General features: G+C 41.3%; 16 protein-coding genes and 1 pseudogene. 6 read left to right on the forward strand and 11 right to left on the reverse strand.

Annotated features, from left to right (window positions below):
• Positions 1-7 precede the first annotated feature (7 nt).
• From JCM19039_RS08720 to JCM19039_RS08735, 4 genes and pseudogenes are all read right to left on the reverse strand, one after another.
• A pseudogene (locus JCM19039_RS08720) lies at positions 8-1,116 on the reverse strand (cupin domain-containing protein).
• Between the two features lie 32 nt (positions 1,117-1,148).
• Positions 1,149-1,637, reverse strand: a complete 489-nt coding sequence (locus tag JCM19039_RS08725) for a DinB family protein (protein ID WP_042426088.1) — start codon at positions 1,635-1,637, stop codon at positions 1,149-1,151.
• Entirely contained in the window at positions 1,615-2,583 is a 969-nt protein-coding gene (locus JCM19039_RS08730; RefSeq protein WP_042426091.1) for a fumarylacetoacetate hydrolase family protein, read from the reverse strand. The genes JCM19039_RS08725 and JCM19039_RS08730 overlap by 23 nt, the downstream gene beginning before the upstream one ends.
• 29 nt (positions 2,584-2,612) lie before the next feature.
• Positions 2,613-2,873, reverse strand: coding sequence for a YciI family protein (locus tag JCM19039_RS08735; protein ID WP_052398641.1), 261 nt, complete (start codon positions 2,871-2,873; stop codon positions 2,613-2,615).
• A 261-nt stretch (positions 2,874-3,134) separates the two neighbouring features.
• Between JCM19039_RS08735 and JCM19039_RS08740 the strand changes: the two genes are divergently transcribed.
• On the forward strand, positions 3,135-3,521 hold the full coding sequence (locus JCM19039_RS08740) for a hypothetical protein (RefSeq protein ID WP_042426095.1): 387 nt from the start codon (positions 3,135-3,137) through the stop codon (positions 3,519-3,521).
• A gap of 89 nt (positions 3,522-3,610) precedes the next feature.
• On the opposite strand, the gene JCM19039_RS08745 is transcribed toward JCM19039_RS08740, so the two are convergent.
• The 4 genes from JCM19039_RS08745 to JCM19039_RS08755 are packed head-to-tail and all read right to left on the reverse strand — an operon-like array spanning position 3,611 to position 6,427.
• Positions 3,611-4,525, reverse strand: a complete 915-nt coding sequence (locus tag JCM19039_RS08745) for a TRAP transporter large permease (RefSeq protein WP_307190212.1) — start codon at positions 4,523-4,525, stop codon at positions 3,611-3,613.
• A gap of 11 nt (positions 4,526-4,536) precedes the next feature.
• The gene (locus JCM19039_RS27255) at positions 4,537-4,884 is read right to left on the reverse strand and encodes a TRAP transporter large permease subunit (RefSeq protein WP_307190213.1); all 348 of its coding nucleotides are present in this window, start codon (positions 4,882-4,884) and stop codon (positions 4,537-4,539) included.
• The gene (locus JCM19039_RS08750; RefSeq protein ID WP_042426097.1) at positions 4,884-5,390 is read right to left on the reverse strand and encodes a TRAP transporter small permease; all 507 of its coding nucleotides are present in this window, start codon (positions 5,388-5,390) and stop codon (positions 4,884-4,886) included. The genes JCM19039_RS27255 and JCM19039_RS08750 overlap by 1 nt, the downstream gene beginning before the upstream one ends.
• 11 nt (positions 5,391-5,401) lie before the next feature.
• On the reverse strand, positions 5,402-6,427 hold the full coding sequence (locus tag JCM19039_RS08755) for a TRAP transporter substrate-binding protein (RefSeq protein ID WP_042426100.1): 1,026 nt from the start codon (positions 6,425-6,427) through the stop codon (positions 5,402-5,404).
• A gap of 169 nt (positions 6,428-6,596) precedes the next feature.
• Between JCM19039_RS08755 and JCM19039_RS08760 the strand changes: the two genes are divergently transcribed.
• Positions 6,597-7,370: an IclR family transcriptional regulator gene (locus tag JCM19039_RS08760; RefSeq protein WP_042426102.1), complete on the forward strand. Its 774-nt coding sequence runs from the start codon at positions 6,597-6,599 to the stop codon at positions 7,368-7,370.
• A gap of 99 nt (positions 7,371-7,469) precedes the next feature.
• Here the strand turns inward: JCM19039_RS08760 and JCM19039_RS27885 are convergent, their stop codons facing one another.
• A complete protein-coding gene (locus JCM19039_RS27885) occupies positions 7,470-7,841 on the reverse strand; it encodes a TRAP transporter large permease subunit (RefSeq protein ID WP_052398642.1) in 372 nt (123 codons plus the stop codon).
• Between the two features lie 363 nt (positions 7,842-8,204).
• Here JCM19039_RS27885 and JCM19039_RS08770 point away from each other — a divergent pair, with 363 nt between their 5' ends.
• The 4 genes from JCM19039_RS08770 to JCM19039_RS08785 all read left to right on the forward strand — a co-directional run bounded on the left by JCM19039_RS08770 (position 8,205) and on the right by JCM19039_RS08785 (position 13,691).
• Complete coding sequence (locus tag JCM19039_RS08770) at positions 8,205-8,951, forward strand: IclR family transcriptional regulator (protein WP_042426105.1); 747 nt, start codon at positions 8,205-8,207, stop codon at positions 8,949-8,951.
• A 145-nt stretch (positions 8,952-9,096) separates the two neighbouring features.
• Positions 9,097-10,698, forward strand: coding sequence for an FAD-binding protein (locus tag JCM19039_RS08775; protein WP_042426107.1), 1,602 nt, complete (start codon positions 9,097-9,099; stop codon positions 10,696-10,698).
• Between the two features lie 22 nt (positions 10,699-10,720).
• Positions 10,721-11,755 carry a TAXI family TRAP transporter solute-binding subunit gene (locus JCM19039_RS08780; protein ID WP_052398643.1) on the forward strand — a complete coding sequence of 345 codons (1,035 nt, stop codon included), beginning with the start codon at positions 10,721-10,723 and terminating at the stop codon, positions 11,753-11,755.
• Between the two features lie 49 nt (positions 11,756-11,804).
• A complete protein-coding gene (locus JCM19039_RS08785; RefSeq protein WP_052398644.1) occupies positions 11,805-13,691 on the forward strand; it encodes a TRAP transporter permease in 1,887 nt (628 codons plus the stop codon).
• Positions 13,692-13,788: 97 nt separating this feature from the next.
• Here the strand turns inward: JCM19039_RS08785 and JCM19039_RS21885 are convergent, their stop codons facing one another.
• Together JCM19039_RS21885 and JCM19039_RS21890 are read right to left on the reverse strand one after the other, a co-directional pair.
• Positions 13,789-14,352, reverse strand: a complete 564-nt coding sequence (locus JCM19039_RS21885; protein WP_152550145.1) for a hypothetical protein — start codon at positions 14,350-14,352, stop codon at positions 13,789-13,791.
• Between the two features lie 45 nt (positions 14,353-14,397).
• The gene (locus JCM19039_RS21890; RefSeq protein WP_052398646.1) at positions 14,398-14,664 is read right to left on the reverse strand and encodes a hypothetical protein; all 267 of its coding nucleotides are present in this window, start codon (positions 14,662-14,664) and stop codon (positions 14,398-14,400) included.
• Between the last annotated feature and the right edge of the window lie 134 nt (positions 14,665-14,798).

Consider the following 14,798-nt stretch of genomic DNA (forward strand, 5'->3'; position numbering starts at 1 on the left):
CGAGTCCTTAACGATATGCTATAAACTCATTAATTACTTTCTGGTGTCCGTTATTTACGTCAAGAGCCTGGGATTGTTCTAAATCGAAGCGATCCATGATAGGGATGTCGTTCACTGTGAACAAGTAAGATTCTTCACTTGCGACATGTTCGTGCCAAGCCCAGTTTGGGATGGCGAAGTAATCGCCTTTTTTCCAATCAAAACGAACGCCATCAATGACTGTATACCCTGAGCCTTTATGAACTTGATAGATGACTGAGTGCGTGTGGCGATGTGCTTTAGTATGAAATCCTTTTGGCAGTAGTTGCATCCAAGATCCCATCGTTGGGTTTGCAGTCTTGCCATTTGAAGGATTAATGTATTCCACGGCATATCCTTCAAACGGGTCCGGTTCAAATCGCTGCAAACCTTTAATGCTTGTTCAGTGCCACCCCATTTATAATTTGCGAGTGGTGCTACTGTTGAATGCCGATCGTGAATTGGGCGGACCATGCCGCCGCTGTACCGTTGCTCAGAGAAGTTATCTGGTTTCGTTGGTGTTTCAATTTGGTCCGGGTAAGGTTCGAAGAACGTCCCTCCCATTGAGTAGATCGTTGGTATGTCGAGTGCATCCATCCAGATCATCGGCTCATCACCAACATGCCCGTGACCGTGCCAAAGGTTCTTTGGCGTAATGAGGAAATCTCCTTCTTGCATGAAAATTCGCTCACCTTCAACAATTGTATACGCGCCTTCGCCGTCTGTGATGAACCGCAATGCACTTTGTGAATGCCGATGTGACGGTGCAACTTCCCCTGGCAAAAGCAGTTGAACTGCGGCATACAACGTTTGCGTTGTCGATGCCCAACCCCACGGCTTACGGTAGGTTAAGCCAGGGTTTTGGAAGTAAATGGCCCGTCGTTCACCACCGCGATCAGGGGTGAATATTTGCGATGCTTCATGCAGCTTTTGTTTCATGAGCTCATCCGACCAAAGGTAAGGAACTGCATGTGGTTTCGGTGTTTTGTTCATTAAAGCGGGAATCGCTTCCCAAAGGGGTCCCAGGCTGTGCTCTTGAATTTCTTTCGTGAAGTCTTTCACATCTTGGTCTTCTAAATATGCTGCCTTTTCTGCCATTTCAACATCCGCCTCTCATTATAAAAGTATAATTAGTCTAATTTACTGAGGTTGCGCTTGATCTGACTAAGGTGCTTTTCAACATGTTCTTCAATGAAGTGACCGATGATAAAAGATACAGGTTTGTTGCCGAACTTCTGAAAGTTTCGGTGTGGATTTTCTGCGTGAAGCTGTTTTTCACTTATGGTGGATAGCTTTTCTACCATTGTCTTCAAGGCTTCGACTTCACCAAGCGTCTTTTGTACAGATAATTGACCGGTATTTTCGACAGCTTTTAAGCGCGCGGGGTCTTGTAAACCTCGGCCCCATTCGCTGCCTGGTTTCTCGACGACACGATCAACTTCATTGACCCAATAGGGGATTGCCTCGGCTAAATGTGACAAGACTTGCATAATGGACCATTCTTCTTCGCTTGGGTTCCAGCGGATCGTCTTTTCATCAAGTTCGCCAGAAATATTGACGATTTGATTAATCACATCTTGGATGTTCATCACTTGATTATGAATGGACTTTATTGTCATGGTTTGCCAACTCCGTTTTTGCGACTTTATTCTCGAGAACCCCGACTTTATCAATTTCAATTCGAACGACGTCTCCGTCAGTCAAGAAGGTTTGTGGATCGCGTGCAACGCCTACACCTCCAGGAGTTCCGGTTAGCACGACATCGCCTGGTTCTAGCGTCATTAAGTTAGAAAGGAACTCAATGAGTTCTTGAACATCAAACACGAAGTTCGACGTATTTGTTTTTTGTCGTTCTTCTCCGTTTACGGTTAGACGAACGTCCAATCCTGATGGGTTATCCAATTCGTCTGAAGTGACGAGCCAAGGACCAAGTGGTAGGCTTCCTTCAACCGTTTTACCTTGAAGCCACTCAAGGGTGCGACGTTGAATGTCACGATACGTCACATCATTGGCAATGGTGTATCCAGCTACGTGTTCGAGTGCATCTTCCCTCGATACATTTCTAGCTTTCTTGCCGACAACGAACGCGAATTCTGCTTCGTAATCGAGTTGATCTGAAATCGGGTAGTGAGGAATGTCGTCTTGAGGTCCTGTAATTGTGTTTGCGAACTTTGCAAACACGACGGGGTTTTCTGGAAGTTCACGACCCATTTCTTTAATATGTTCGCGATAGTTGTGCCCAACACAGATGATTTTTCCGGGCTTTCGTACCGGTGCGTCAATCTTTACACTGTCGAACGCATGGATAAGAGGATGTTTATACGCCGCATCTTTAGACAATGCATACGTGATAGATTCTTGAGCTTTCGAGAGGCTGTCATCAGAACCTTCAATAAATCCTTCCATATCGGCTGGAATGTAGGCTTCAGCTATTAATTCTGAACGCACTTTGCCTTCGCTTTCCAACAGCGCTTTGTAGGCATAATTCAGATCGACGACTCTTTTGTCTTCTGTAAGTGCTCCGATTCTTGATTCATTGTTATAAATAAATGTAACGAGTTTCATGGTTTATGATACCCCTTTCAAAATTAAGTTCATGATGAGTAGTTCCACTCTTTGACTTCATAAATGCAATCCTCATTGTTCATCGGATCATTTCCGATTAGCGATTTCACGGACTCAAGAGACGCTGCTTTAATCACATAAGCGCCGCCAGTTTGATCAGAAAAAGGTCCCGCAAAAACTAATAAGCCGTTTTCTTTGAGCTGTGATATGAAATCACGGTGTCCGGCAATGGTATCACCGGAGAAGGAGGGTTTTCTTTCAATCCATACAATAAACGTAGACAGATCCATCACTCCTTAGTTATAATTCATATATAGATAACTTTGTTCACTATTTACAAACAATATATAGGTTAATGGAGAATTCGTCAAATCATTTTTATTAGTGAGCATTGCAAGTAGGGTGGAGAGCAAAGAAGGTGTAGGCTGAAGATGCGGTTGGGAACAGACGTGAATTAGCAGGCGTGAAATTTGGATACGATGGGAGTGACACTAGTTAGGTTCCTCGAGCGTCAGAACACGAATGAAATAAAGGAAAGGGGTTTGTAAGAAATGGATCATACAACGTTTAAGAACATACTCAGTGAATCTGTGAAACGAAATCAGCATGAAGAATACCTTCACTTTATTGACGAATTAAATATAGCAGCGGCACAATGTAAAACAACCGAGGAGCTTAACCGGGCTGCGGATGACTTTCAAAAATACATGCCGCCGCTCAATAAAAAGCTGGCCGTTACTAATGATTATGAAGACTATATGAATATGAAAGCGACCTTGTTGGATGTTTTCGTCAATGATCTTAATTATCAATCGGTGTATCTTCTCGTCGAAACGTTGAAAAAAGCAGAGTGTTATGAGCACGTGCAAACGTTTATACAGCCGATTGAATATTGGGTCACGGTGATCAAATCAAAAGAAAAGTGTGCCATGGCGTAAATGAATGGCGTGGGAGGATGAGTCCCATGCTTTTTTCATGCAAAAAAGAACGGACGTAATCGTTACGTCCATTCTTAGGAAATGCAACACTAGAGCCAAATACTCGGCAGCCACAGCGTGATTGTAGGTATATACGCGACAATGATTAACACAATTAAGGCGACCGCGATAAACGGAAGAACATACCTCGTGAGCACTTCAAAGCGAACCCCTGTGATGGACGATGTGATAAATAAGGCAGTACCAACAGGAGGTGTAATTAAGCCAACCGCCATCGTAAGACAGATGATAATACCAAACTGAATCGGATCCACACCGTAGCTTGTTGCAACGGGTAGAAGGATTGGAACGAGAATAATGATCGCAGCGATTCCTTCAATAACCATACCAATGACTAATAACAAAACGATACAGAGGAATAAGAATACGTATACGTTATCTGTCAATGAAACCATCATCGATGACAGTTGCTGAGGGACTTGCTCGAACGAGAGAACCCAACCGAAGATCGTAGCCATTGCGATAATGAACGTAACGATTGATGTAAACTTTGCAGTGTTGAGTAGAATACCTGGAAAGTCAGATAGCTTAATCTCTTTGTACAGAAACATTCCAACGATCAAAGCTAGAAAGCTTGCTGCAGCAGCAGACTCCGTTGGTGTAACTAGACCTGCGAGAATACCAACGATGATTAGAATTGGAATGAAAAGTGAAGGCAATGCAATAAAAAAAGCTTTCATGACTTTCTTCGCTTTGACTCGGTCATGTTTTGGGAAGTTCTCTTTTATTGAAATAAACGAAATTAAAATGACAAAACCAATCGCTAGCAAAATTCCTGGTATAACACCGCTGATAAACATGTTTCCTATGGATACTTCTGCCGTGACCCCGTAAATGATAAACAGTAAACTTGGAGGAACAATGGGACTGAGAAGTGACGAAGCGGACGTTAATGCGGCACTAAACTCTTTTTTATAGCCTTCCTTTTCCATTTCTGGAACCATAATTCGGCTCATCATCGCTGTCTGGGCATTGGCGGAGCGATAATTGATGCAAGAAACATATTGGTCATAACATTGACGTAAGCCAAACCCCCTCTGAAGTGTCCGACTAAATCTCGAGCAAATTGCAAGAGTCTCGTCGTAATTCCACCTTTGTTCATAAGCTCGCCGGCTAAGACGAAAAGAGGGATGGCGAGTAAACCATAATTCTGAATACCTCCCGTCATTCGTTGCGGGATGGATTCGAGCAGTAGGAGATTATCAGTCGCAACGATGTAAGAGACGGTCGATACCCCCAAAACGTATGCGATAGGAAGCCCAATGATTAACAAAATGGCAAAAACAACCACAAAAATGATCATTATAAATCCCCCGCTTCCTCTGGTCGATTCAGTTTTTTGACGGTGTATACGATACTTTCGATGCTAAATAGCGTCATAATCAACATCGTCACCGGGAAGATCATCATGGGCATCCATAAAGGCATCTCCAAAGAGACGGAAGTTGCTTCCCAAATGCTTGATGACACGAGCCATTTCCAACCAAACCAGAACCCCATTAAGGAGAAACTAAGAATAATAGCTTGCGTACAAATCTGAACGATGTAATAACTTTTTCTGCTTAACCGTTCAATGACGAATGTTAAGGAGATCATGTCTCGATTCCGAATGCTAAGCGTTGCACCGAGGAACGTGACCCATACGAGCAGAAACAATGCCAACTCGTCCGTCCCAACAAGGGGCTGCTGAATCACATAACGGGAAAAGAAAGCTGAGATTGTAATCATGGCGATGGCAATGACACTCAACATGCATACTATTTCAACAACTTTTGTGATGCCGTGATTGAATTTAGAAAGTACGCTCACATCGTGCCCCCCTAGTTGTCATATTCGGAAATTTCCTTAGCTTTCTCAATGAAATCAGCAATGTATTCATGATCTTCACTGTATTGTTCATGGATGTTTTCAGCGACGTTATGAAACTCGTCAAGGTCTTCAATTTCAACGATCGTTCCGCCTTGCTCTTCGAAATCAATCATCTGCTGCACTTCTCTTTCCATTGCTAGCTGTTTGTTATGTTCAATGGCCTCTTCCAGTGATTCTGAGAAGATTTCTTTTTCTTTATTAGTGAAGCTTTCATACACTTGTTCATTTAATAAAACTGGCGCTGCCCAGCTCATGTGATTTAATGGTGTAAAATAGTCGCCGATATCGTAGTAGCCATTGTTCATCATTAAATCAAGGTCGATGTCAATTGCGTCGACAACACCGGTTTGAAAGGAACTATACAAATCAGCTGCTGGAACAGGCGTTGGGCCAGCCCCCGCTTGTTGCCAAAAGTCAGTGATTGCAGGGCTTGGACTGATGCGTAATGACAGGCCGTTAAATTCTTCAATCGAAGAAAGGGATGTTTCGCTTGAAAGCACGTGACGCATCCCTGCAAAGAAGTAGCCTTGTCCTGCTACGCCGTCCAACGTATCAAAAAGCTGGTGTGCTTCTTCGGTTGCGCCCATCTTGAAAGCGTCTTCATGATCTCTTAAAATAAAAGGCATTGCCCAGGATGCAAATGCTTCCGAGTGACTGTTCAATTCGGGTCCGACGAGAACGGCAAGGTCAATGGAACCGACTTGCAGTTGTTGGTACATGTCATTTTGCGGCCCTAAAGATCCTTGCGGATAGAAATCAAATGTCCATTTTCCATCAGTGCGCTCATCCGCTCCTTCTTCCAGCTTTAAGAGAGCTTGGTGCCAGACGTGACCTTCTGGAACGACGTGAGCGCTTACAAAGTTTCGTTCTTGAATTTCATTATTGTTATTGAGGTCAGTCTCAACTTCAACAGCGCCAGATTGGCAGCTTGCTAATAATATCAATAGAGGCATGAAAACAAGCGCTACTTTTTTCATAGGTACGACCTCTTTCTTATTAATAGTGTAATTAGTTCACTATAAAATATTATCTGTGATTTAATTTTTTGTCAATAATCAATTATCGTTTAAGCCGTGTCATGCTCAGGCTGCTGATATGTGTTAAATTTAAAAGAGAGAACATTAGGTTAGGGGGATTTGTTCAAAGATGGAGCGTAAGAAAAAAGAATTGAGCAAAGCGGAGACAATTCAGTCATTAAAAGTAGGTCTTTCTATTGTGGAAGTAATATCAAAGAAAAACCGCCCGCTAAAATATAATGAGATTCTAAGTGAAACATCGCTATCCAAAAACAATTTATATAAGTATTTAAACACATTAACGATGCTCGGAATTCTGTATCGGGACGAGTATTCACTAAAGTATTTTTTAGGTCCTAAGCTAGCTGAATATGGCTACCAAACGATCAATCAGGAGAATATTTTAGAACACATAACTCCGCATCTTAGGGAAATTAACGACTACTCTAATGAAACACTGTTATATGCGGTTCCTGCCGAGCGCGGTCCTATTGTTGTTAAGCTCTTAAGTGGTTCTCATACGCTAAATATTGGGGCACAAATCGGTACGTTATTGCCACTCAAGTCAGCATGTGGAAAGTTATATTATGCCTATGAAAATGAACAAGCGGATGATTGGGTCGAATACGAGTTTAAACAACTCTCAAAAGAAGATCAAAGTATGCTTAAGAAACAAAAACCTCAGATCATCCAACAAAGAATAACGTTTGCAAATGAACCGATTGCTCCCGGCGTTTCATCACTTGCTGTACCGATTTTAGACTTTCGATCACAGCTTCTCGGTACAGTAATCATGGTTGGGTTTAAGGATCGAATTCCATCGTCGCTAGATGATCATTTAGCAGAGTATTTGCAAAGAAAAGGACGGGAAATGTCAGAAATATTAGGTGGGGACGGAGAATAAAAAGAGAAGCCGAGGTAAGACGGCTTCTCTTTTTATGGAAATAGATGTCTTGAAATGGGAGGTTGATGTATGACGTGTTGTATATTTGTATGGAAATCGCTAGTAAGACATTACCCATTCCGGTATCCACAAAATAGCCTGAGGGAAAAAGGTAATGAACAAAGCTACGATGAAAGCTACAAGCAGGAGTGGCATAATTGTAACAATGAGTCGTTCAAGCTTAACCTCACCTACGGATGAGGCGATGAAAAGTCCTGTGCCGATAGGTGGCGTCAAACTTCCAATTACAACAACAAGACACATAATTACCCCGAAGTGTACGAGATCGATTCCGAATGTAGAGTCAAAGGGGGCAAGGATTTGTGTCAGAATGATTAGTACTGCTATCCTATCTATGACCATACCGATTAGGAGCAAAAATGCAATTGCCAATAGAAGAAATACGATTGGATTTTCAGTTACGGTGACCATCTAGTCCGTAATCATTTGTGGAATTTGTCCAAACGTTATGGCAACTCCTAATACGTCTGCAGTTGCGATTAGTGATGGAATAATCGCAGTAGCAATCCCTGACTTTACGAGTATAATAGGGAAGTCCCAGAATTTAAGGGGGTCTTTTTCTGTTTTAAGAGAATAGGTTACTTGATCAATGCCACATTTCATTTAAGGCAATAGATAAAGATAAACGGATGCTGACTGTATGTGTTAGAGTGAATCCCTTCGTTTCATGGTAAATTATTCAAAATGCACCATGTAGTATGAAAAGAAAAAGTTGCTTGATCGCATAATTTTGTATACCCTAGAAATAATGAAAACATCGCCAAAAGGGGTATTATGAAAGAGCTAAATGTAAAAGCCAATCGTAGCATCGAAAGGGCATTTCAAGTGCTCAACTGTTTCTCGTTAGAAGAAAGTGAGCTTTCTATAGGAGATTTTGTAGCGAAAACGGATCTTTCCAGAGCAACACTGTACCGTATTATAAAGACCATGCAAGACGTGAATTACATTCAATATGATCCGGCGAGTGATAAGTATCGATTATCGATTAAGTTTTATCAATTGGGAATTATCGCCTCTTCGGATATTGCTATTCAAAAGCAAGTAGCGCCATATATGGATGAGCTTTTTAAAGAAACAAAGAATACAATTCTTTTAGCGGCACTACGAGACAAGCAGCTCATCTATTTGGATAAAAGAGAGAGTGAAGAAGGACTTAAAATCAGCTCAAAAGTCGGTAAGATTCGAGAGCCGGATTATGGATTATTAGGGAAGACAATTATTGGAGCGCTGCCGGACGATGAACAGCAGACGTTGATTGACCACTTGAGCCTCGTACGAAATAAAGAGGAAATAGATCATTTAAATGTAAAGATTCAGCAAGTGAAAAATCAAGATTATTTATATATGATCAACGAAACCACTCAAGGTGTTTCTGGCATTGCAGTTCCTATTAGAGCGCAATTTACGATGAGTATCGGTGTTCTATTTCCATCGTTCCAAATTGATGAGAAGAGAAAAAAGGAAATCATCAATAGAATGTTGGAATTTGCTAAAGAGATTACTAAAATCTTAAATAACTAATTCAAAAACCGCCAAACGAGCGGTTTTTTAATTTTTTGGAAGCGATAACATTTTTATTGACTTCTATTCTTTTATTTACTATTATGGAAGCAATAGTTCATAGAGTAATCTTTAAGTTCACCTAGTGAATAACTGGAGGGGTTTTGTGCATACGGATGTTTTAGTTGTTGGCGGCGGGGTTAGTGGTTTACGTGCTGCTATACAAGCAAGTGTAGAAGGAGCAAAAGTAACGTTAATAAATAAAGGCTCAATAGGAATTGGGAGTGAAACCGCGTATCTTGATCATTTAATTGAACTGACAGTCGTCGGTGTTAGTGAAACGAAGAACGATGAGAAGCTATACGCGAAGGATTTAATTGACTTTGGGAGGAATGTTAATGACGAAAATCTCGTAAATACGTTTGTTTCAAATTCAAATGTAGAGTATCAATATATCGAGGCTTTAGGCGTTCCGATGGAAAAGATTGACCAGACATACCCTAGTCACCGAGCACCGAGGTTAATTAAGGGCATTGGACATTTTGGTCAAAATCTCTTAAGTCGATTAAAAAATGAAGCGATTACAAAGGGTGTTAACATCATAGAAAACGCAACCTTATATGATGTAAAGGATGAAGAGGACTGTCGAATCGCATACATAGGGTTAAAGGCAAAAGGAATTGTTACTGACCTGCGCATGCAATTCTCTAGCCTAGTTCTTGCGACAGGTGGTGGCGGAAGGCTTTTCTCAATTAGTACCAATCCTGGAGGATCGACAGGGGATGGGGTTGCGTTGGCGCTGAAATTAGGGGCGAAGGTTACAAACTTGGAATTCTTGCATTTTCTCCCTCTCATCGTGAATCCAATTAAAGGTTACTATCTTACAAGTGCAGTGTTTACAAAAGGTTATTTGAAAAATTCTTTAGGTGAAGAGTACATTCCGAGTTATCCTTCTGGTCATCAGAGTATGGAGCCTGCGGAACTACAAGGGTATCTATTATTGGATGCATGCATGTGGATTCAAAAACAAATTCATATGAATAATGTAACTGAAAATAATGGAGTTTATTGGGATGGAAGGCACTTAGAGGCGGAAATTGTCAATAGAATTCCAAATAGTTATAAAAAACTAAAGGAACGTGGCTTAGATCTCCTAAAGGAAGCCGTTGAAGTGAGTACAGGTTGCCATCAATTGTTGGGAGGAGTACAAATTGATAGTTCAGGCTCTACAAGTGTTCCGTGGCTGTTTGCAGCAGGAGAAGTAGCAGGAGGGTTTCACGGAGCTGAAAGGCTTATGGGAACGGGTGTTATGGATGGTCTTGTTTTTGGAGCGAGATCAGGTTCCTCTGCAGCAACATTTGCAAAGGAAGTACAAAAGATCCCTGGAAATGAAAATGAACAAATGAAGGTAGAACAACTTAAGCTAGATTTGGACGTACCCGATATTAAAAAAAGGGTTCAAAAAAAGATGGATCACATCTTAATTACGAAAAATAAAGAAAGACTAATGGATACACGCAAAGAGATAAGCGAGATATATGAACAGTTATTGAACATCCAAATATTGGATCTTCCTATCGATCAGCGTTTAGCGTTGGGTGAGTGTAAGAATCTGGTGTTGTTATCACTCGCCTATATTGAAGTATCCATACAGAGAAAAGAGACAAGAGGAAGCTTTATTCGAAGTGATTATCAATTAAAAGATGAAGAAAGTAAACCGTCATTTGTTCAATTGATCAGCAACAATGAATTTCAAGTAAATATTTGAAAATCTGAAAGGGGTTAAGAGAATGAAAAAGACATTAATGGGTATAGGGCTAAGTTTATCTCTCGTCGTTGCAGGCTGTGGCAATGATGAGGGGTCTTCGGACAGTTCAGAAGAAACATCAGGAGCAACGGAACAAGCATCAGGATCAGGGGAATTTGATATCGGGACAGCAGGTTCAGGAGGGGCGCTGTTTCCAATGGGTACAAAAATGGCCCAAACAATCACGAACAATTCGGATTCACTTTCATCGTCTGCGATCACATCGGGTGGGTCAATCGAGAACATCCGCCAAATGATTAGTGGAGAACAAGGAATGGCGATTGCTAGTTCTGAAATCGCTTACTTCGCTTATGAGGGGATCGATCAATACGAAGGGAATCAAGTTGAAGACCTGCGGTCATTATTTGGTAGTATAAATCAATGGGCGCTTGCCATAACGAAAGAAGATAGCGAAATAAATTCGATTGAAGATATGGCAGGGGGTAGGATTGGAGTCGGCGCTCCGGGCAGTGGTGGAGAAAATACGGCAAGGAAGATCTTGAATTCTTACGGGATCACGTACGATGACATTTCTGAAGAGTATCTGTCCGATAGTGAAATGGCAGAGGGATTAAGTGATGGGATGATCGATGCTTTTTTATTAACGAATCCACTCAACTCCGCGACATTAATGGATTTAAGTAATACTCAGGATATTCAAGTACTGCCTGTCGATGAACCTTCATTTTATGAAGAGTATTCGTACTTTGACGTAATGGATGTCCCAGCAGGCACGTATCCTGGACAAGATGAGCCGGTTCCGACACCTACGAATCGTATTATATTAGTGACGATGAATGATGGCACGTTAAGCCATGATCAAGTCTATGAGATTATGGAAATTCTTTGGGAGAATGAAAGCTCATGGGTTGATGCTCATGCAGCTGTTCAAGCAGATACTAGTTTTGATAACGCATTAGAAGGATTGACGATCCCGTTGCATAGTGGAGCAGTTGAGTACTATGAGTCTAAAGGGGTAGACGTTCCAGAGGAATTAATTCCACCAGAATATAATTAATAAGTGTACATCTAACTGAATGAACAGTGTAAGTACGGGAGGGATTCTTTTGGTAAGAATCGTAGGTTGGATAGGCGTCATCGCTGCAATTAGTTTATCATTGTTCCATATTTATACAGGGGTAATGGGCAACTTCACACCGATGTTGCAGCGAGGGATTCACATTTTTCTTATACTATTTCTAGCATTCTCGATTTATTCTTACAAAGGTAAACAGATACGATGGTACAATATGATATTACTTGTAGTTACCTTGGTCCTTGCAATGCTTACACTGCCGCAGTTTTCACCAACTGCCCAATTTGATCGAGGCGTCATCGGACCCTCTCAAATGGAAATTATTCAGGGATGGGCCTTAATTGTTTTGATTCTCATTGCGACTAAATTCGTTCTAGGTTGGGCGATGACGATCATCGCAACCGTATTTCTGAGCTATGCATTTATTGGTCCCTATTTACCCGGTATTTTATATCATACGGGCGTATCAGCGACGTCGCTATCAGACAATTTGATTTGGACGACTGAAGGTGTTTTTGGGACGCCACTCGGCGTAGCTGCAACATTTGTAGCCTTGTTCATATTGTTTGGTGTATTACTTGAGGAGACTGGAGCAGGCGAGTTTTTTATTGATTTGTCGTATGCTGTAGCTGGGCGTTTTCGTGGTGGCCCAGCTCAGACGGCAGTCGTATCCAGTGCATTAATGGGATCAATTCAAGGAAGCTCAGTGAGCAATGTCGTTTCAACGGGAAACTTTACGATCCCTTTAATGAAAAAAACAGGCTATTCAAAGGAAGTTGCAGGTGGGATTGAAGCAGTAGCATCTACTGGAGGTCAAATTGTCCCGCCTGTAATGGGTGCGGTAGCTTTCGTCATGGCTGATTTAACAGGTCTTGGATATGCTACAATCGTACTTGCTGCAGTAATTCCAGCGTTTCTATTCTATGTAGCATTATCATCAGCGGTGTATTTTGAAGCAAGAAAGGCTGGGTTAGAAAAGAAGCATAAGTCAGAGCTGCCTAGCATTCCTGCGACGCTGAAAAATGGTTTTTATCTTTTTGCACCTTTAGTCGTTTTAATATATTGTCTCGTCGTTTTAGAATTAAGTCCATCACTTTCAGCACTCATAACAATTGTCGCAACGTTTATGATATTAGTTGTTCAAAGTGCAATTAAAGAGCGAACAATACCCATTAAATCTACGTACAATGTGCTAAAAAGAGGGGCTGAAATATTAGTACCTGTAAGTGTTGCATGTGCCACTGCCGGCGTGCTCATTGGAATTTTTGGTGCAACTGGCTTGGGAATTCGATTTTCACAAGGGCTCATTGATCTATCTGGTGGGATGCTAATCCCTGCATTATTACTAATGATGCTAGCCTGTATTATACTAGGGATGGGCCTGCCGACAACCGCAGCGTATATTATCACAGCCGTTCTTGGTGCACAAGCATTAGTATCTTTGGGAGTTCCGTTAATTGCTGCACACATGTTTATCCTTTATTTTGCAATCATGTCATTTATTACGCCACCAGTGGCACTCTCCGCATTTGCAGCAGCAGGTATTGCGAATGGGGATGCATTAAAAACGAGTGTAAGTGCCTGGCGCTTAGGGTTATCGGGATATATTATTCCCTTTATGTTTGTATACAATCCAAGCTTATTAGGGGAAGGCAGTGCGATAGAGGTCGCTGCAGCGTTAGTGCCTGCGATCATCGGCGTTATCAGTTTGTCAATCTCGACGTCAGGCTGGTTTTTAGAGCGAATGAATATTGTGGAGAGAGTGGTCATGTTTGGGGCAGCGGTCCTATTCCTAATTCCGAACCTGACTACAACAGCATTTGCAATCGCCCTACTCCTTGCAGTGTTTTGGTATCAATTAAGAAAGTCAAAACGAGGAGATATCGTACTGAACGGTGAGGCTAGCTCTAAAATATGAAATAGTAAATATCATAATCCCTAAACTGCCTGTTGCCCAATTCCAAGGGCAACGGGTAGTCGAGTTTTAGTCCAGGAGCAGGAAAACCATCAATCAATTAATGAGGACGAGTACTTCTATTCGCTAACATATACTGAATAAAAGAATGAATAATGATCAGCAGCCAAATTAATAAGAAGAAAACAGTTAATAATGGAAACACACTGATTTCAAAAACCGTCTTACCTATACTTGTCTGGTGAGCAACTATGAATATAGCAATCGTCCATGCTGTGCACCCTGTATGTGTGATCATACGCTGTTTCTGATCGTGTAGCTTAGATTTTTCTAATAACCATCCAATGAGGAGGAGTGCTTGCAGCGCATGAAAACCTAAACCGTGAAGCACAATAAAGTTTCCAGTTTCTCCGATGTATCGACCTTGAAACGCGTCCATGACAAGCCAACCTAGATTCGCTAGGAATACTGAAAACAGTGCATAACGAATACTTAAATGGAAAATTCCCCGTTCCGGTGTTTTTATTCTCATAAAATGAACGAGTAGAAAAACAAGAATAGCAACAAGGAATAATGAACCAACCCCAAATATTGCTCCTGCCATGATGTCAATTACCGTTCCTTCTCGAGTAAAACGAGGATTAAACCCCCTATAATTTTGCACAAATTCAATCGCATAAAAGTAGAGAATAGTTATAATTATAGACCATCAAATACGCTTTCTTAATTGTAAATTCAGACGTGTTTCAGGAAAAATAATTGCTAGCGAAATGATAAAGATTCCTGTAGCTGCTGAAAAAGAAAATACATTTTCCATGTTTCCCTCTGGAGGAACTTCCGTGCCATTGAAGAAAATAATAATGACTGCGATAACAGCAAAGATAAGGCTAATTACTCCAGTCATAACAAGTGCAAATTCTCGCTGCAAAACTCCTTTAATAGAAGCAAGCGCATCAGTGACCATGGGCTGAAACATGGTTCACTCTCCTTTGTTTGAAGTCGTTATCATTATTTATTTATCAATTAATAATAAACAGACGAAAAGAAACGATTGCTAACATTCTTCGTTTCTTCCCGGGCTTAATTGAGGTAGGCTGAGCACTTCAGAAA

Source organism: Geomicrobium sp. JCM 19039 (assembly GCF_000698145.1).
GTDB lineage: Bacteria > Bacillota > Bacilli > Bacillales > Marinococcaceae > Geomicrobium_A.

Excerpts from the sequence above, each read along its gene's own strand:
- JCM19039_RS08745 (WP_307190212.1), bottom strand. The coding sequence starts at position 4,525 with ATGGTTCCAGAAATGGAAAAGGAAGGCTATAAAAAAGAGTTTAGTGCC.
- JCM19039_RS27885 (WP_052398642.1), bottom strand. The coding sequence starts at position 7,841 with ATGGTCACCGTAACTGAAAATCCAATCGTATTTCTTCTATTGGCAATT.
- JCM19039_RS08760 (WP_042426102.1), top strand. The coding sequence starts at position 6,597 with ATGGAGCGTAAGAAAAAAGAATTGAGCAAAGCGGAGACAATTCAGTCA.
- JCM19039_RS08780 (WP_052398643.1), top strand. The coding sequence starts at position 10,721 with ATGAAAAAGACATTAATGGGTATAGGGCTAAGTTTATCTCTCGTCGTT.
- JCM19039_RS08740 (WP_042426095.1), top strand. The coding sequence starts at position 3,135 with ATGGATCATACAACGTTTAAGAACATACTCAGTGAATCTGTGAAACGA.
- JCM19039_RS08725 (WP_042426088.1), bottom strand. The coding sequence starts at position 1,637 with ATGACAATAAAGTCCATTCATAATCAAGTGATGAACATCCAAGATGTG.
- JCM19039_RS08735 (WP_052398641.1), bottom strand. The coding sequence starts at position 2,873 with ATGGATCTGTCTACGTTTATTGTATGGATTGAAAGAAAACCCTCCTTC.
- JCM19039_RS08755 (WP_042426100.1), bottom strand. The coding sequence starts at position 6,427 with ATGAAAAAAGTAGCGCTTGTTTTCATGCCTCTATTGATATTATTAGCA.
- JCM19039_RS21890 (WP_052398646.1), bottom strand. The coding sequence starts at position 14,664 with ATGTTTCAGCCCATGGTCACTGATGCGCTTGCTTCTATTAAAGGAGTT.
- JCM19039_RS27255 (WP_307190213.1), bottom strand. The coding sequence starts at position 4,884 with ATGATCATTTTTGTGGTTGTTTTTGCCATTTTGTTAATCATTGGGCTT.
- JCM19039_RS08730 (WP_042426091.1), bottom strand. The coding sequence starts at position 2,583 with ATGAAACTCGTTACATTTATTTATAACAATGAATCAAGAATCGGAGCA.
- JCM19039_RS08770 (WP_042426105.1), top strand. The coding sequence starts at position 8,205 with ATGAAAGAGCTAAATGTAAAAGCCAATCGTAGCATCGAAAGGGCATTT.